Source organism: Pelagimonas varians (genome assembly GCF_003208435.1).
Lineage (GTDB): Bacteria > Pseudomonadota > Alphaproteobacteria > Rhodobacterales > Rhodobacteraceae > Pelagimonas > Pelagimonas varians.
In genome coordinates, this window is record NZ_QKMF01000001.1 from 350,939 (window position 1) to 368,592 (window position 17,654).

17 protein-coding genes are annotated in these 17,654 nt (G+C 54.0%); 10 read left to right on the top strand and 7 right to left on the bottom strand.

Annotated elements, in window-relative coordinates:
- Positions 1-14: 14 nt before the first annotated feature.
- Both C8N36_RS01755 and C8N36_RS01760 read left to right on the top strand, forming a co-directional pair.
- A complete protein-coding gene (locus C8N36_RS01755) occupies positions 15-275 on the top strand; it encodes an acyl carrier protein (RefSeq protein WP_097802683.1) in 261 nt (86 codons plus the stop codon).
- Entirely contained in the window at positions 272-1,480 is a 1,209-nt protein-coding gene (locus C8N36_RS01760) for a beta-ketoacyl-[acyl-carrier-protein] synthase family protein (RefSeq protein ID WP_097802682.1), read from the top strand. The genes C8N36_RS01755 and C8N36_RS01760 overlap by 4 nt, the downstream gene beginning before the upstream one ends.
- 88 nt (positions 1,481-1,568) lie before the next feature.
- On the opposite strand, the gene mnmA is transcribed toward C8N36_RS01760, so the two are convergent.
- Complete coding sequence (gene mnmA, locus C8N36_RS01765; protein WP_097802681.1) at positions 1,569-2,711, bottom strand: tRNA 2-thiouridine(34) synthase MnmA; 1,143 nt, start codon at positions 2,709-2,711, stop codon at positions 1,569-1,571.
- A gap of 121 nt (positions 2,712-2,832) precedes the next feature.
- On the opposite strand from mnmA, the gene sciP reads away from it, so the two are divergent.
- From sciP to recG, 4 genes are all read left to right on the top strand, one after another.
- Positions 2,833-3,111, top strand: a complete 279-nt coding sequence (gene sciP, locus C8N36_RS01770; protein WP_097802680.1) for a CtrA inhibitor SciP — start codon at positions 2,833-2,835, stop codon at positions 3,109-3,111.
- A gap of 94 nt (positions 3,112-3,205) precedes the next feature.
- Complete coding sequence (ctrA, locus tag C8N36_RS01775; protein ID WP_097802679.1) at positions 3,206-3,922, top strand: response regulator transcription factor CtrA; 717 nt, start codon at positions 3,206-3,208, stop codon at positions 3,920-3,922.
- 74 nt (positions 3,923-3,996) lie between these two features.
- The gene (ligA, locus tag C8N36_RS01780; RefSeq protein WP_097802678.1) at positions 3,997-6,111 is read left to right on the top strand and encodes an NAD-dependent DNA ligase LigA; all 2,115 of its coding nucleotides are present in this window, start codon (positions 3,997-3,999) and stop codon (positions 6,109-6,111) included.
- On the top strand, positions 6,108-8,198 hold the full coding sequence (recG, locus tag C8N36_RS01785; RefSeq protein ID WP_110767750.1) for an ATP-dependent DNA helicase RecG: 2,091 nt from the start codon (positions 6,108-6,110) through the stop codon (positions 8,196-8,198). The genes ligA and recG overlap by 4 nt, the downstream gene beginning before the upstream one ends.
- A gap of 390 nt (positions 8,199-8,588) precedes the next feature.
- On the opposite strand, the gene C8N36_RS01790 is transcribed toward recG, so the two are convergent.
- Complete coding sequence (locus C8N36_RS01790; RefSeq protein WP_097802676.1) at positions 8,589-9,992, bottom strand: methyl-accepting chemotaxis protein; 1,404 nt, start codon at positions 9,990-9,992, stop codon at positions 8,589-8,591.
- 56 nt (positions 9,993-10,048) lie between these two features.
- Positions 10,049-10,501 carry an iron-sulfur cluster assembly scaffold protein gene (locus C8N36_RS01795; RefSeq protein ID WP_097802675.1) on the bottom strand — a complete coding sequence of 151 codons (453 nt, stop codon included), beginning with the start codon at positions 10,499-10,501 and terminating at the stop codon, positions 10,049-10,051.
- 68 nt (positions 10,502-10,569) lie between these two features.
- Between C8N36_RS01795 and hisI the strand changes: the two genes are divergently transcribed.
- Positions 10,570-10,926, top strand: a complete 357-nt coding sequence (gene hisI, locus C8N36_RS01800; protein WP_097802674.1) for a phosphoribosyl-AMP cyclohydrolase — start codon at positions 10,570-10,572, stop codon at positions 10,924-10,926.
- Here the strand turns inward: hisI and gluQRS are convergent.
- From gluQRS to C8N36_RS01815, 3 genes are all read right to left on the bottom strand, one after another.
- Positions 10,923-11,786 (bottom strand): tRNA glutamyl-Q(34) synthetase GluQRS, encoded by an 864-nt coding sequence (gene gluQRS, locus C8N36_RS01805; protein WP_097802673.1) that lies wholly within the window; start codon positions 11,784-11,786, stop codon positions 10,923-10,925. The two genes, hisI and gluQRS, sit on opposite strands and share 4 nt — an antisense overlap.
- An 8-nt stretch (positions 11,787-11,794) precedes the next feature.
- The gene (gene trmFO / locus C8N36_RS01810; protein ID WP_097802672.1) at positions 11,795-13,159 is read right to left on the bottom strand and encodes a methylenetetrahydrofolate--tRNA-(uracil(54)-C(5))-methyltransferase (FADH(2)-oxidizing) TrmFO; all 1,365 of its coding nucleotides are present in this window, start codon (positions 13,157-13,159) and stop codon (positions 11,795-11,797) included.
- Positions 13,160-13,220: 61 nt separating this feature from the next.
- Positions 13,221-14,003, bottom strand: coding sequence for an enoyl-CoA hydratase (locus C8N36_RS01815; protein WP_097802671.1), 783 nt, complete (start codon positions 14,001-14,003; stop codon positions 13,221-13,223).
- 56 nt (positions 14,004-14,059) lie between these two features.
- On the opposite strand from C8N36_RS01815, the gene C8N36_RS01820 reads away from it, so the two are divergent.
- Complete coding sequence (locus tag C8N36_RS01820) at positions 14,060-14,482, top strand: PaaI family thioesterase (protein WP_097802670.1); 423 nt, start codon at positions 14,060-14,062, stop codon at positions 14,480-14,482.
- 96 nt (positions 14,483-14,578) lie between these two features.
- The gene (locus C8N36_RS01825) at positions 14,579-15,772 is read left to right on the top strand and encodes a cation:proton antiporter (RefSeq protein ID WP_097802669.1); all 1,194 of its coding nucleotides are present in this window, start codon (positions 14,579-14,581) and stop codon (positions 15,770-15,772) included.
- Positions 15,773-15,869: 97 nt separating this feature from the next.
- Here C8N36_RS01825 and C8N36_RS01830 read toward each other — a convergent pair whose 3' ends face one another.
- Complete coding sequence (locus C8N36_RS01830; protein ID WP_097802668.1) at positions 15,870-16,121, bottom strand: DUF1127 domain-containing protein; 252 nt, start codon at positions 16,119-16,121, stop codon at positions 15,870-15,872.
- 96 nt (positions 16,122-16,217) lie between these two features.
- Between C8N36_RS01830 and C8N36_RS01835 the strand changes: the two genes are divergently transcribed.
- Positions 16,218-17,621, top strand: a complete 1,404-nt coding sequence (locus tag C8N36_RS01835) for an aminotransferase-like domain-containing protein (RefSeq protein ID WP_097802667.1) — start codon at positions 16,218-16,220, stop codon at positions 17,619-17,621.
- The last annotated feature ends 33 nt before the right edge of the window (positions 17,622-17,654 follow it).

Below are 17,654 nucleotides of genomic sequence, written 5' to 3' on the forward strand. Positions count from 1 at the left end.
GCAGGACGGGGAAGATGAACGTCAAAGACCAAGTGATCGCAATCATCGCCGAACAGGCGCTGCTGGAGCCGTCAGATGTGACGCTGGACAGCACGCCGTCAGATTTGGGGATAGACAGCCTCGGGCTGGTCGAAGCAATCTTCGCAATCGAAGAGACCTTTGATATTTCAGTGCCTTTCAATGCCAATGATCCAACCGAAGGCGATTTTGATATCTCTTCAGTGGCCAAAATCATTGAGGGCATCGAAAAATTGAAAGCCGGGCAAGCAGCGTGAAACGTGTCGTTATAACCGGGGCGGGAACGATCAACGCTTTGGGCTTTGACGTGGCAGACACGTTCAAAGCCATGCGCGAAGGTCGTTGTGGGATCGGCCCGCTGGAGTTCCGGGATGTTGACCGGTTGGCCATCAAAATTGGCGGGCAAGTCCACGGGTATGAGCCTGAGGCACATTTCAACCGCCAGCAACTCTCGCTTTATGACCGGTTTACCCAATTCACATTGCTTGCGGCCCGTCAGGCGATGGAACAATCTGGGCTGGAATTTCACGGTGAATTGGCGGATCGGTCCGGCGTCATCTTGGGCAATTCCGGCGGTGGGCTGAATACGCAGGACGAGAATTTTCGCGCAGTCTATGAAGATGGCAAGAACCGCGTACATCCCTTTGTGGTTCCTAAATTGATGAACAACGCCGCAGCCAGCCATGTCAGCATGGAATTCAATCTGCGCGGGCCCACCTTTACCGTCGCGACGGCTTGCGCCAGTTCAAATCACGCCATGGGTCAGGCCTATCAAATGGTGCGCAGCGGCATGGCCCCTGTGATGATCACCGGCGGTTCCGAATCTATGCTGTGTTTTGGCGGTGTGAAGGCTTGGGAAGGCCTGCGCGTGATGTCCAAGGACGCCTGCCGCCCGTTTTGCGCCACCCGCAATGGGATGGTCCAGGGCGAGGGGGCTGGGGTCTTTGTTTTCGAGGACTATGATCACGCCCGCGCGCGCGGGGCTGACATTCTGGCCGAAGTGGTTGGTTTCGCCATGAGTTCGGATGCGGCAGACATTGTTATGCCTTCCAAGGCCGGGGCTGCCCGTGCCATTTCCGGTGCTCTCAAAGACGGCAAAATCGCCAAAGAACGCATCAGCTATATCAATGCCCACGGCACCGGCACCGCTGCCAATGATAAAACCGAATGCGCCGCTGTTGCTGATGTGTTTGGGGCGCATGCAGATTCGTTGATGATGTCCTCAACCAAATCCATGCATGGACATTTGATAGGCGGTACCGGTGCAGTCGAACTGCTTGCCTGCATTATGGCGCTTAAGGACGGCATTATTGCCCCAACCATCGGCTATCAGGAACATGACCCGGAATGCGCCTTGGACGTCGTGCCCAATGAAGCCCGCGAAGCAACCGTCGATGTTGTGATGTCCAACGCCTTTGCTTTTGGCGGCCTGAATGCTGTCATTGCGCTGGCGCGCGTCTAATAGTTTCTTTTGTCCGAAAATATCCCGGGGAGCGCGAGGGGCTGGCCCCTCGCACCCGAATTCAAGTCACAAGACCACCGCGCACGCCTCAATACCCGCGCCAGATCCAGCCACCGCCAAAAATACGGCTGCTGTCGGCGTCATAAAACACACAGGCCTGTCCGGGGCTGACACCTTCTTCAGGCGTAATCAGCTCGACTCTGGCCTCTGTTTCGGAAATTGGACGAATGATCGCTTCACGCGGCGGGCGGGTTGACCGGACCTTGACCGCAACATGCCATTCCTCTTGGGACATGAACGGTTCATCCCCGAGCCAGTTGATTTCGCGTACAGGTATCGTTCTGGTCGAAAGCAGTTCTTTGGGTCCCACAACCACATGCTTGGCATCGACATCCAAACGAACCACATAAAGCGGGTTACTCAGCCCGCCGATCCCCAAACCGCGCCGTTGACCGATGGTATAGTGAATCACACCGTTGTGCTGCCCCAACACGCGTCCATCTACGTCAACAATGTCACCGGGTTCCGCCGCACCTGGGCGCAGCTTTTCGATCACACCAGCGTAGTTGCCATCGGGAACAAAGCAAATGTCCTGGCTGTCGGGTTTATCAGCGACCGCCAAACCGTATTTGGCAGCCAATTCGCGAGTCGCATCCTTGGATGGCAGGTGCCCCAAGGGGAACCGTAAAAACTCCAACTGCTCAGGTTTTGTCGAAAACAAAAAATAGCTTTGATCGCGATTCGCATCTTCTGCTGAATGCAATTCAGCCCCGTGCGCACCATTTTTGCGCTGAATATAATGCCCCGTGGCCATGCAATCCGCGTCCAGATCCTTGGCTGTCTCCAAAAGATCTTTAAATTTGACTCTTTCATTGCATCGAATGCAAGGGACCGGAGTCGCTCCGCCAAGGTAGCTATCGGCAAATTCTTCTATCACAGCTTCTTGGAAAATATTCTCATAATCCAGAACGTAATGCGGGAAATTCATTTCCTCTGCGACGCGCCTTGCATCATGGATATCGATGCCTGCGCAACAGGCCCCTTTTTTGGCCAAAGCTGCGCCATGGTCATATAATTGGAGCGTTACGCCCACAACATCATAGCCCTCTTCCTTGAGCATAGCCGCCACGACAGAGCTGTCGACGCCGCCTGACATAGCGACAACGACGCGGGTTTCATGGGGCGGTTTGGGCAGGCCCAGCGAATTGAGCGGGCTTGGATCGAGGGGCATTTCGTTTCTCCTGAAGACGCACAAGAATATAGGAAAAATCGAACTATTCTCAAGGGGCAGCTTTAGTCCCCGTTAAACTGCGCGTGTCTTGATGCTTTCAAATCGAGACGTGGAGTAAACAATGTTTCTGAAAAAGATCGAAGGGCCACGTGCCGTCAAGCTACCTGATGGCAGTATGATGACCCGTGCAGATTTACCACCCGCAAAAACGCGGCGCTGGGTGGCGTCACGCAAAGCATCGGTGGTGCGGGCGGTACAATCGGGCCTGTTGTCACCGGATCAGGCTGTCGACCGCTATGAGCTGAGCGAAGAAGAGCTGGTTGAATGGATCAAGGCCGCAACGGAACATGGGGAAGATGCGTTGAAAGTCACGCGGGTTCAAAAATACAGGCAACCTTAGGTTGAAGTTGCGTGTTATTGATCTATGGTAATGGGGAGTTAACCTTTTTCAACCAGAGTGAGTTTAACACGTAATAACTTCGCGGAGACAGCAAATGCGCATCCTATTGGTGGAAGACGATCCAACGACCTCCAAAAGCATCGAATTGATGCTGAGCCATGCCAACTTAAACGTCTATTCGACGGATTTGGGTGAGGAGGGGATCGATCTAGCCAAGCTATATGACTACGATTTGATTTTGTTAGACCTCAACCTACCGGACATCGACGGTCATGAGGTTCTTAGACAGCTTCGGGTTGCGCGTATCGAAACTCCCATTCTCATTTTGTCAGGTGACGATGACACCCAAAGTAAGATCAAAGGCTTTGGATTCGGCGCAGATGACTACATGACCAAGCCCTTCCATCGGGATGAGTTGGTTGCGCGTATTCATGCGATTATCCGACGTTCCAAGGGGCATTCGCAGTCAATTATTCGTACCGGCAAGATATCAGTCAATCTTGATGCAAAGACTGTCGAAGTTGCAGGTAAACCTGTTCACCTTACCGGCAAAGAATATCAGATGCTTGAACTTCTGTCCTTGCGGAAGGGCACAACGCTTACAAAAGAGATGTTTTTGAACCATCTGTATGGCGGTATGGACGAACCGGAACTCAAGATCATTGACGTGTTTATCTGTAAGCTGCGCAAAAAGCTGTCAGAGGCGACTGGCGACGACAATTACATCGAAACGGTTTGGGGACGCGGCTATGTCCTGCGCGATCCGGAGCCGAGTGTTGATGAAACCAAAGCCATCGCTGCGAATGGTTAATTGCTAGCGCTGGACCTTGCGTTCGGGCATGCCTATCACGGAGTTTATGACTGCGCGAACAAAGGGCAAACCGGATGTCGGACATTGCGATTGAAAAATTGACAGAAACAGAAGCCCGCGCTGAACTGGCGCGGCTTTCGTTGATTTTGTCCCAAGCAAACCAGGACTACCATCAACGTGATGCACCGGAACTATCCGATGCAGAATACGACCATCTCAAACGTCGCAATGCTGAGATCGAAACCAAATTTCCCCAGTTAATGCGTGCGGATAGCCCGTCTGATCAAGTCGGGTCGCCAGTATCCGATGGCTTTTCCAAAGTTGCACATGCGGTCCGTATGTTGTCGCTTGCAAATGCCTTTGACGATGAAGACGTTAACGATTTTGACATGTCCATTCGGCGATACCTCGGGTTGACCGAGGGGCAGGGTCTCGCTTACACGGCCGAACCCAAGATTGATGGCCTGTCTTTGTCATTGCGTTACGAAAACGGCCAGTTGGTACAAGCTGCCACGCGTGGTGATGGAACCATTGGTGAGAATGTCCTCGCAAATGCATTAACCATAGCCGACATCCCACAAATAATTGCCAACGCGCCTCACATCACCGAAATTCGCGGTGAAGTGTACATGAGCCACGACGATTTTGCTGCATTGAACCAAAGACAAGCAGCGCGGGGAGGGAAACTATTTGCCAATCCTCGCAATGCCGCAGCAGGATCTTTGCGGCAACTTGACTCCGAGATCACTAAAAACAGACCGTTGCGGTTTTTTGCATATTCATGGGGCGAGCTATCGGAACCGCTTTCCGATACTCAAATGGGGGCTGTCGAACGGATGAAAGCCTTGGGGTTTCAAGTGAATCCATTGACCCAGCTTTGCCCAACCCCACAAGCACTGTTGCAGCAATATGCCAAAATTGAAGAACAGCGTGCGACATTGGGTTATGATATTGATGGTGTGGTTTACAAAGTGAACGATCTGGCGTTGCAAGCGCGACTTGGTTTCAGATCGACCACACCAAGATGGGCTATCGCCCATAAGTTTCCCGCCGAATTGGCGTGGACGCGGTTAGAGGCAATAGACATACAAGTTGGCCGGACGGGTGCCTTGTCTCCGGTTGCCCGTTTGACGCCGGTAACAGTTGGCGGTGTCGTCGTGTCAAATGCGACGCTGCACAACGAAGACTATATTGCGGGTCGCGACTCTTTCGGTGGCGAAATCCGTTCCGGCAAAGATATTCGGGTGGGGGATTGGGTCCAAGTTTACCGCGCCGGTGACGTCATTCCAAAAATTGCTGATGTTGACCTGTCCAAACGGCCTGAGGCTGTAGAACCTTTTGCGTTTCCCAAAGTCTGCCCAGAGTGTGGGTCAGATGCCATTCGTGAAGATGGGGACGCAATTCGTCGGTGCTCTGGTGGTATGATTTGTCCGGCTCAAGCTGTCGAGCGCCTGAAACACTTTGTGTCCCGCGCAGTTTTCGACATTGATGGGTTGGGTGCCAAACAGATCGAACAGTTTTACACCGATGGATGGGTGAAAGAGCCCGCAGATATTTTTACGCTAGGCGCACGCTTTAGCACTGGTTTGCAGCAATTGCGAAATCGGGAAGGCTGGGGCGAAAAATCGGCGTTGAACTTGTTTGAAGCCATTGAAACCAGCCGCATAGTCCCGCTTGGCCGGGTGATTTTTTCACTAGGAATCCGTCATGTGGGAGAGAACGCGTCCAATCTTTTGGCGCGGCATTATGGGGCATGGTCGGATTTTGAAAGCGCTATGGTTGCTGCAGCTCCGCAAGAAGGTACCAGTTGGGACGATCTTTTGTCGATAGATGGCGTTGGTGTTGTCATGGCGCAATCGCTGGTGTCGGCGATGAACCAACCGGCAGAACGGGCGTCCATCGATCGATTGATTGCACAATTGACTGTTGAAGATGCCGCAAGACCAGACACAGAAGGCAGCCCTGTCGCAGGAAAAACAGTTGTATTTACCGGCGCATTGGAAAAAATGTCTCGTGCCGAAGCCAAGGCCCGGGCCGAGTCTTTGGGGGCAAAAGTAGCGGGATCTGTATCCAAAAAGACAGACATCGTTGTGGTGGGGCCTGGCGCTGGCAGCAAAGAAAAGAAGGCGCGCGAATTGGAGCTTATGGTACTGGATGAAGATGCTTGGTTGGAGCTGATCGAAAGATGACGGGCCGGCCGGAAATTCTCTGGCCGCTGTTCGCAGCGTTAAAGGGGCTGGACGGGATTGGTCCCAAAACGGAACAGGCGTTTGAACAGATTTCGGTTTTGGCCCCGCGTGACTTGCTGTTTACGCTTCCGTATTCTGGAATAGATCGGAAACTGCGCGGCTCTGTCCTGGATGCAGAATTACCTGATACAGTAACGGTTGAGGTCGAGGTGGGGCACCATCGACCATCACGCAACCGGGGGGGGGCGTACCGGATTGATGTGACTGACAGTAAGACCCAATTTCAATTGGTGTTTTTTCATGGTCGGTCTGACTACCTTAATAAGGTCTTGCCAACTGGCGCGCGTCGTATTGTGTCGGGAAAAGTTGAGTTTTTTGACCACAGCCCACAAATGGTTCACCCCGAACACATTGTGCCGATTGAAGATGCCGAGAGCGTTCCCCAGTTTGAACCGGTTTACCCGTTAACTTCTGGCGTGACGCAAAAACTAATGGTTCGGGCGATGAACGACGCGTTGTCGCGGGTTCCGGAGTTACCTGAATGGATCGACCCAAGCCAAAAAAACAAAGAAGAATGGCCCGATTGGAAATCGGCCCTGCAAGCTGTTCATACTCCGGAAAACGTCGGTGATCTTGCGCCAACTGCCCCTGATCGTGCTCGATTGGCTTATGATGAACTGATGGCCCATCAATTGACACTGGCTTTGGCGCGGGCAAACCGCAGAAAATCACCAGGGATTATGAGTTCGGGAACCGGGTCACTTCGTGCCCTGGTATTGGGCGGTTTGCCGTACCGCCCGACGAATGCTCAATTGCGATCAATGGAAGAAATCGCATCTGACATGGCCTCATCCGAAAAGATGAATCGCTTGCTGCAAGGCGATGTCGGGGCAGGCAAAACATTGGTTGCTTTCATGGCATTATTAATAGCTGTCGAAGCTGGCGGGCAGGGGGTCATGATGGCCCCCACCGAAATTTTGGCGCGGCAGCATCTTGAGGGCCTGCAACCTTTGGCCGAAGAGGCCGGCGTTGTGCTCGAATTGTTGACTGGGCGTGATAAGGGTGCGGAGAGAGCTTCGAAGCTTAAGGCGCTTGAGGAAGGTGACATCCAGATTTTGGTCGGCACCCATGCCGTGTTCCAAAAAGACGTGGTGTTTAGGGATTTACGGCTCGCAGTTGTCGATGAACAGCACAGATTCGGTGTGCGCCAACGCTTGGAATTGGGGCGAAAAGGCCAAGGGGCGGATGTGTTGGTTATGACGGCCACACCAATTCCACGCTCACTGGCTTTGGCGCAATACGGCGATATGGATGTGTCCATTTTGGACGAAAAACCACCGGGACGGAAACCCATCAAAACTGCTTTGCTATCGACCGAGCGGATGAACGAAGTGGTTGGCCATTTGCGCCGCGCGGTCACAGAAGGGCGGCAAGCCTATTGGGTGTGTCCCCTAGTCGAAGAAAGTGAAAGCACCGATTTAATGGCGGCTGAGGCCAGATTTCGGAAACTTCGGGTCGAACTGGGAGAGGACAAAGTCGGTTTGGTGCATGGCCAGATGCCTGCCGCAGAAAAAGACGCAGCCATGGCCCGTTTCGTTTCTGGTGAAACGGCGGTGTTGGTGGCCACAACCGTGATCGAAGTCGGTGTTAACGTCCCAAATGCCACGATTATGGTTGTTGAACGTGCCGAGATTTTTGGGCTGGCGCAATTGCATCAACTTCGCGGCAGGGTCGGGCGGGGCGAAGCGGAGTCGACTTGTTTGCTGATGTATCAACCGCCCTTGTCAGAAACTGGTTTGAAGCGATTGACGACGCTGCGTGAAACTGAAGACGGCTTTCGGATCTCTGAAGTTGATCTGGAGATGCGGGGGGCGGGTGACTTGATCGGGGTCGCACAGTCCGGTCTGCCGCGCTTCCGAATTGCGGATTTGGAAAAACAAGCCAGTTTGATGGCGGTGGCTCAAAGCGACGCGAGAAAGCTTTTGGCAGAAGATCCAGGACTGGACGGACCAAGGGGCAAAGCTGCCCGTTTGTTGCTATGGTTAATGCGTCAGGATGAGGCGATCCGACTTATCAGCGTCGGATAGGTTAGGCTCTGGCTCCCTTTGTTCCACTTTGTTCTAACTTTGTTCTTTACATGAAGTTAACAATGTGAGAACAAAGGTGCAACAAGTTGCACCACACGGAGGAACGCGCCATGCTAAACACAGTCAAAACCGCCATGATCCGCCAACAACACACACTGTGGAAGGATGGTCTTGGGGCCGTTTCGCTTGTTGTGATCCTCTACGGTGCGTTGCATCTTCCTATGCTTTGAGTTTCTGCCTGCGTTTTTCTAGCCTTGGCTTGCGCATCATCTGTCCCGATGTCTGCCTGCACCCTTTTCAGTTTCCTGCCTGGTACTGAAAATTCGGTCAAGGTGCCGAATAACACGCAATCCTTGCCGCCACCTCCATCCCCGGAGTGTGGCGGTTTTTTTATATCTGGTATCCAATGCGGATACCGCCCCAATGTCGGCCCTGAATTTTGATGGGGGCGGACAAATCCTTCATTAGAACAAAATTGCCGCCGCCCATGTCGCGGCGATAGACTTGTAAAAGAAACGGGGCCTGACTTTGGCCTGCTTTTAGCCCGACGCGGTCGTCAAAAATCCGTCTGTTGCGGCAATTTCCGGCATTCCAGATCGGGTCTTTGCTTTGTGGTTGAGAGAATTTTTTGTTGTGGGTTGGCAAATACCCGTTTCGATCCACAGCTGCACAAAATACAACCTTGGGTACGGTCGCGACAATATGTTCCTGGATTTGAGGCAATAGGCTGTCGGCAAGTTTGGTAAATCCGGTTGTGACCTGCTCGGGGTTGGTGCCCGGGATCGGCCGATAGCTTTCATCAAACAATTGAGCCATAGAAACCCGCCCGCGTTGCAATGCATTTTCGAAAGCCTGTGCGACTTGACCCGCCAAATCCTGCGCTTGGGTTATCATTCCTGAATCTTCGCCGCTGCCACCAAGAGCCACTGTGTGCTGCAAAATATTCTCGGAGGTGTCTACAAGGCTATTGCAGCGCCGTGTCGCTTCCTCGACCCCATTTGTAACACTGGTGACCGAATTGATGATGGTCCGTACTGCGCCGCCAACCTGATCAACGGCGTCCTTGGCGGCCGTGGTTTCACCTGCCAGACCATGGGCATCGTCGCGCAAACTGCCCATTCGGGTGTCAATTTCGGACAAGGCCATATCCGCACCGCTGCTGCGGTCTAGAACTTCCTCGGCTTTTTGGGATGTCACCTGAGCCCCATGGTGCAGGCGGGCCATCCACTCTGATAGGCGTTTAACGGTTGCTGAAATTGTATCTGCGGCGGTGGCTGTCTTCTGGCTAAGCTCGCTAACCGAATCAGCAACAATGGAAAAGCCTTTGCCAGCTTGGCCGGCTCGGGCGGCTTCGATCTTGGCATTCACGGCGAGAATGTGAACCTGCCATGCGATGTCGGAAATTTCACTGTTGGACATGCGCACCGCTTGCAACATTTCTTCGACGGTGGCGCTTTCGGAATGAACAGATCGCACCCATTCAGCAAGTTCTTGGGCATTATTGCTATTTTGCGCGATGAAGGCCGTCGATTGTTCTACTTTTTCAATGGCTTCGTCAGCTGTGGCGGCCATACGCTGAACCGCATTCACCATGCGTTCGCTGGTGTCCGACAGGGTATTCGTATGGGTCTTGATGCCACCCAAGTCGTCCAATTGGACATGGCATTGATCGTCAAGTTCCTGAAGGAACCCACCGATATCGACCGTCTCACGCCCAAGGCGCGTGGCGTCGCGTGTTAGGCGATCGAGTTCGTCTGCAGTACTGGGCGCTGCGAGATCAGGGGTGTGTTGCATGTGGGTGCCTCATTCACGTTCATCGTCTTTCATAAACGATCTTCGCAAACGGAGGATTAAGCTGTTTTGGCTTCTTTCGCCTGACGTGCAGCTTCTGTCGCCGCGTCCAGCGACAACAAGATAGAGGCGTGTCGGTTTTTATACGCGGCAGCGGGGCGCAGGACCTCTAGGCCGTCAAAAGGGGCGGGCGGGGTTGGACCGTCTTCCTTGAGCATAGCTTTGAGCGCATCGCGAGCCTCGCCAATTTGCGCAGCGTTGCATCCGACAATGGCAGCCCCCACGATAGACGATGCCGCTTGTCCCAAAGCGCAGGCTTTGACGTCTTGGGCATAGTCGGCCACCTGATCACCTTGCAGCGACAAATCAACGGTCACGGTTGATCCACACAGCGGCGAGCGCTTTTTGACCGACGCATCTGGCGCATCCAACCGGCCAAGATGTGGAATATCGGCAGCCAGTTCCAGTATTTTGCCTGAATAGAGCTTGATCAGATCGTTTTCGCCGGACATGGCTTTTCCTTTTGATACGTTCTCCTTAAATAGGGTCCCTGACGCGCTATGCAAAAGGTTTTTCGCCCATGTCCTTCGATCCTTCGACCTTGGTCTATGATGAACGCGGGCTAATCCCCTGCATCGCCCAACAAAACGGAACCGGCGAAGTTTTGATGATGGCGTGGATGAATGCCGAAGCTGTCGCCAAAACGCTAGAAACCGGCAAAGTGACCTATTGGTCGCGTTCGCGTCAGGCCTTTTGGATCAAGGGCGAAACATCCGGCCATACCCAAGCACTGGTTGATTTGCGCGTTGATTGTGACCGTGATTGCCTGCTGGCGATTGTCGAGCAAGAAGGTCCGGCCTGTCACACAAATCGCCGGTCATGTTTTTACACATCGGTTGTCGATGGCGAGACAGAGTTGATGGCCCCTATGGTCTAAAGGCCAACCATCTTGCGAATTTCACCCGCGGTGACCCCGTCATCGCGGTATTTCGAAATGGCGCGCGCATCGTCGCGTTTGGCCAGTCGTTTTCCATTTTCGTCCCGGATCAGCGGGTGATGCAGATAGACGGGCGTTGGCAGACCCAAAAGCTGTTGCAAAACAACATGGATTTTCGTGGCTTCAAAAAGGTCTTGGCCGCGAATGACATGGGTGATGCCTTGGGCGGCGTCATCCAAAACCACAGACAAATGATATGATCCGGCGAAGTCTTTGCGCGAAAGAATGATGTCTCCCACGCAATCGACCAGTTCCGTGCGGGAAATGCCGATGTTTTGGCCGGTTTTATACCCCAAAGGCCCGATTTCGGTGAATGACAAATCATCACATTCGGCCAGGGCTCTATGCATGTTCAGGCGCAGGACAGTATCGGTGGGCATCTCACCCAAACCACCCAAACCAGATGGGCGACAGGTTCCCGGATAGACCAAGCCGTCCGGTCCATAGGCGGGTTCAACGCCCTCTTGCGGGGCTGACGCCGCCGCGAGAATGTCCTTGCGGCGACAATGACATGGATACACAAAACCGCGTGACCAAAGTTGTTTCAGGGCATCCACATAGGATGTAATCCTATCGGATTGACGGACCGGAGAGTCATCCCAGCGGATGCCCAGCCAAGCCAAATCCTCATAGATCTGCGTTTCCCAACGCGGCCGTGATCGCGTTTGATCGATGTCCTCGATCCGCAGCAAAAACCGGCCTTTCGCTTGTCGGGCCATATCATGTGCCACAATGGCAGAATATGCATGACCCAAATGCAAAGGACCGGTGGGGGAAGGTGCGAACCGAGTGATCAACATCCGTGTTTTCAGTCCGCTAGCAATGCGGGCTCATTCGATGGGTCAAGCCATTCGGACCAGGCGGTTTTTGCACGATCCGTATAGGCCTTGTAGCGATCCTTGCGGCCGCGGCGCCCGCCTTTTAGACCGTCAATCGGACGGAACAGACCAAAGTTCACATTCATCGGCTGAAAGGTTTTCGCCTCGGCACCGCCAGTGATGTGGTGGATCAATGCGCCATGCGCGCTGTCTTGTGGCACATCAGTTAACGGCGTGCCAAGCAACTCGCCGGCAGCCATACGGCCTGCCAAAAGCCCCATAGAAGCGGATTCCACATAACCCTCGACGCCCGTGACCTGACCGGCAAAGCGGATATTGGGTTTGGACCGCATCCGCATCTGGCTGTCGAGAAGGGTCGGAGAGTTCAAAAACGTGTTGCGATGAATGCCGCCAAGACGTGCAAAAGATGCATCCTGCAATCCGGGAATCATTTTAAAAACATCAGTTTGCGCACCGTACTTCATCTTGGTTTGAAAGCCGACAATGTTGAACAGGGTTCCAAGCGCATTGTCGCGGCGCAACTGCACCACCGCATAAGCCTTTTCATCAGGCTTATGAATGTTGGTCAGCCCAACCGGTTTCATCGGACCAAACCGCAAGGTTTCGCGCCCGCGTTCTGCCATCACTTCGATGGGCAAACAGCCGTCGAAATATTTGGCGGTCTCGCCTTCGTGAAACTCGGTCTTATCAGCGGCCAAAAGCGCATCGATAAAGGTCTCATATTCGTCCTTGGTCATCGGGCAGTTGAGATAGGCTTTTTGCTCTTCCTCGGTTTCACCCTTATCATAGCGCGACTGCATCCACGCCACGGACATGTCGATGCTTTCGGCATAAACAATCGGGGCGATGGCATCAAAAAACGCCAGCCGGTCCGCGCCGGTTTCGGCCTGAATGGCTGCGCCAAGTGTTTCGGAGGTCAAAGGACCGGTGGCAAAAATCCACTGACCTTGATCCGGCAATTCGGTGACTTCTTCGTAAGAAATCGCAACATTGGGGTGCGCTGTCAGAATATCGGTGATCGTCTGGGCAAAAGGATCGCGATCCACGGCCAAGGCACCACCAGCGGGCAGGCGGTGCTTTTTGGCGCTTTGCATGATCAAGCTGTTCGCAGCGCGCATTTCCCAATGCAGCAAACCAACAGCGTTTTGTTCATCATCGTCGGAACGAAACGAATTCGAACAGACCATTTCGCCAAGGTTTCCAGTGCGATGCGCAAAGGTTTCAACCTTAGGTCTCATCTCATGCAGGACAACCTGCACACCCATTTCGGCCGCCTGCCAGGCTGCCTCGGATCCGGCCATTCCGCCGCCGACAATATGTAGCTTTTCTGTCATGTCGCGGATGTAGAGCAGCGCGCGCCGTCTGCCAAGGGTTTGTGTGCTTTGGCAGACGGCTCTAGGCCCAATCGGGCGCGCGTTTTTCCAAAAACGCCTTGATGCCTTCGTCGGTGTCGCGCCACAGCATGTTTTCAACCATGACCTTGCCGGTATAGGCATAGGCCTCATCCAAGGACATCGGGAGCTGTTCGTAAAACGCTTCTTTGCCGATCGAGACCGCCGCCCCAAGCTTTGACGCTACTTTTTGCGCCAATGCCACTGTGGTGCTTTCTAAATCCTCCATCGGAACAGAACGGTTGATCAACCCAAGACGTTCAGCCTCTGGTGCGTGGATGAAGTCGCCGGTTGTCAGCAATTCAAAGGCCCGTTTGCGCCCAATATTCCGGCTCAACGCGACCATGGGCGTTGAACAGAACAATCCTATGTTGACACCGTTGACCCCGAAACGGGTGTTTTCAGCCGCAATCGCCATATCGCAACTGGCCACCAATTGGCAGCCTGCGGCGGTGGCGATGCCGTGCACTTGGGCAATCACGGGTTGGGGCAGGCGCTGCAAGCCCGACATTACGCGGGCGCAGCGGGTAAACAGGTCTTGAAAATAGGCGCGGCCTTGGTCTTCGGCTTGCCGCCCGGCCTGCATTTCCTTGAGATCGTGGCCGGCACAAAACACTTTGCCGGCACCGGACAAGATGACAACACGGGCAGACCGGTCATTTTGCAACTGCTCAATCTGCGCCTGCAGAGCCGCCAGCATGCCATCTGAAAGGGGGTTCAAACGCTCTGGCGCATTCAAGCGTAAATGTACAATGCCATTTGTGTCGTGACGTTCCAACATTTCCATCTTGCCCTTCTCCTTAGCCAAAGCCAGCGTAGCGCCGAGCGTACAGGGAGGAAAGCATGGAAATTGTTGTAAATGCAGAAGAGATGACAGGATTTCTGCAAGAGGTGTTCCCTCAGGTCGACGGAATGTTTGGCATCGACAGGTTGGACGAGGATCTGCTGGTGATGCGGTTGTTCTCGCATGACAGGCACCTGCGCCCGGGCGGCACTGTTTCCGGTCCGGCGATGTTTTCACTGGCGGATGTGGCGGCTTATGTGGCGACAATGGCCCGCATCGGCCGCGAAGCCCTAGCGGTGACAACCCATTGCAGCATTGATTTTATGCGCAAGCCGGTGTCCGGCGCTGATGTTTTGGCCGAAGCGCGGATTTTGAAGTTGGGCAAGGCGCTCAGCGTTACGGATGTTTTGTTGTTTAGCGAAGGCCAATCCGAACCTGTCGCGCATGCCTCTTTGACCTATTCCTTGCCGCCCAAACGATAAAATCAACATCGGGACATGAGCTGCCCTTGCCCCTCGGGCGGAGGCCAGCATACTAGGGCAAACACCGGTTGGTGGACTTTGAGGTAGGGGAAAGCTGTGGAACATTTGTTTGCCTTGGTCGCTTTTGTGACGCTGGTGTATTGTCTGTTTTCGGCAAAACTGGGTCAATTCGCCATCACAATGCCGATGTTTTTCTTGGTGTTTGGCTGCGCACTTGCCTTTAGTGGCGCGGTGTTTGAGGGCGAAGATGCCACAGTGTTCCATTCATTGGCGGAAATCACACTGGCACTTTTGCTCTTTGCGGATGCCACCGGTTTGCACGGCGACACAGTGCGCAAAATACAAGCACGAACGGCGCGCATGCTGCTGATTGGTTTGCCGTTGGCAATTGTGTTCGGGGCGTTGATCAATCTTGCTATTTTGCCTGATCTACCGCTGTGGTCCGCCTTTTTGTTGGCGGCCTTGTTGGCCCCAACGGATGCAGCCTTGGGGCAGTCAATCCAGACCAACGAACGCATTCCCCAAGCGTTGCGTGATGCGATGAACGCAGAAAGCGGGCTGAACGATGGTTTGGCACTGCCCTTTGTGATCTTTTTCGCGGGTCTTGCCGCCAGTCACAGTGAGGGCGGCGAAAGCAGTCGCTTGATGGTCTTGGTGGCATCTCAGGTTGGGATCGGGGCTGCGGTGGGCTTTGTTCTAGGGGCCTTAGCGGGAAAAACCCGAAATTACATCATGGCCAATCAGTTGATGGATCATGGATTGACCAAGGTTTCTGCCTTGCTGGTTGTGGCCTTTGTCTACTTTGCGGCAGAGCACGCGGGCGGCAACTCTTTTGTTGCGGTGTTTGTAGCAGGGGTTGCCTATACCAACTTTTCCAACAGCCCTGTCACCCATGCCCGTAATTTTCTGGAGGGTGACGGACAGCTGTTTGCGATGATCAGCTTTTTGTTCATCGGTATGGCCTTTGTGCCTGATGCGATCAAATCGCTGACCGCCGGTGGGCTTTTGGTGATTGCCCTGTCTTTGTTGGTGGTCCGGCCTTTGGCGATCTACCTGTCGTTACTGACCACAAAAACCACAAAAAACGAGCGGTTCTTCTACGGCTGGTTTGGGCCGCGCGGGTTGGCGACGGCGCTGTTTGCGGTTTTCGTCACGCAGGACTTTGACAACATTCCGGGCATCGACACGATTTTGGCCATCGCGTTCACCACTGTGTTTGTCTCGGCTATGGTGCATGGCGTTACGGCAAAATTCGCAACACAACTCTTCAAGCTCGACCGTATGGACTAGCGTGGACCTACGCGACGGGGAGTTAACGTCACTAGCCTCCAAATAAAAAATCCGGATGCAGCAGGCTGCACCCGGACTGATGCGCCTGGGAGAGGCGCTAGTGGTAGGGGCGGCGTGTCGCCAGCCCTTCCCAAAAATGATGGCTCAGTTCATCACGGGCTGCGTCGGGACTGAGCCCGATATCGCGCAGCAAATGCGGATCCAGATGATCAAGCGCACGGCGTGTGCGTTGGCGGGTGGACCATTGTGTCAGTACAACTGCCATCTTAACCGCAACACCTGCAAGGGCAGGGAGGTTGTTGGTGGCATTCAAATACGCGAGGTCGGGCCGAAGGGCTGTTTGTACCATGGTCAAATCCTTCTAAATTGTATTGACACAAAGCTGCTACATGCAGTAATTGTTCTGTTACAGATTGATTTACCTAAGGTCGATAAAAATATTGTAATGAATACAATTCAAGCCCTCTACGATGCGCAAACCGCCAAGGCAAAATATCAAGCCGTGGCCGGTGCCATACGACAAGCCATTGCCGATGGTGTGTTGTCCGAAAATGAGAAACTGCCGCCGGTGCGTGAGTTGGCATGGAGCTTGCAGATAACGCCCGGAACAGTTGCCCGGGCTTACACCGTGCTAACCGACGACGGCACCGTGTTTGCAGAGGTCGGGCGCGGCACTTTTGTAGCCCCTTTGGTGTTGGATGATGCACCTGCGTGGAACAAAAAGAAGACGCGGGAGTATGCCCGGCAAGACACTGATATTGTAAGTCTTTATTCACCTAAACTGCCCAATTTAGGGCAGGCAGACTTGATCCATGACAGCTTTGCGACCATGGCCAAAAGGCCGGATTCCGAATTTCTAGCCTATCCCGGACGTGATGCCGCGCTTGGGGCGCAGCGTGCGGCCCTGCGGTGGTTGTCGAGCATGGAGCTAGGCGCCGTAAACGAGCGGGATTTGGTTTTGTCGCATGGCGCTCAAAACGGGGTGCTCATGATCATGCAGGCGATCCTCGCTGGTGCGGCCCCTGTGGTGCTGGTCGAAGAGCTGTCTTATCCGGGGTTTCGCCGTGCGGCGCAGCTTTTGCGGGCGATTGTCGTTCCGGTCCCAATGGATGACCATGGCATTGTACCTGAAACCTTGGAGGAATTGACCAAAAAGCACGGGGCGCAGATTCTTTGTACCTGTCCCTCCGTACACAATCCGACTGTTCGCATCACCAGTGACCAGCGACGCCGAGACATTGCGGCGGTTGCCAAACGGACTGGCCTGCATGTGATTGAAGATGAATCCTACCGGCTGAGTGTGTCTGATGCCCCGACATATAGATCCTTGTTGCCCGATCAAGGCTGGTTTGTGACCTCGATTTCCAAGTCGTTTTCACCGTCTTTGCGGGTCGGGTTTGTTGTGGCTCCCAAGGCGCATCGCGACGCACTTCGGCGCACCGGCGAACGCGGTTTCTTTGGCTTGGCGGTCCCGCTGATCCATGCCGCAGAAGACATCCTGAGCCGTCCTGAAACCTATGAAATGATGGATGCCATCAGGCTTGAGATGCGCAAATACATTCATGCTGGGGTCAACGCTTTGGGGGGGTATGACATTACGTGGCACCCGGATGTTCCTTATATATGGCTGTCGTTGCCCGAGGGGTGGCGGGCCTCCGCCTTTGCCCAAGCCGCAGAGGCGCAAGGCGCGCAGCTGCGCACAGCCGAGGACTATGTGCCACGCAACGGGTTTGCCCCGCATGCGGTGCGGCTGGCCGTCAATGCCAGCGTTTCGCTCAACAGCTTTGAAAATGCTCTGGAACGAATACGGGCACTGCTTGATAATCCACCAGAGTCCTTAGCTGGGTGATTCAAGCTCCAATGCATTGGGGTAATATAATAC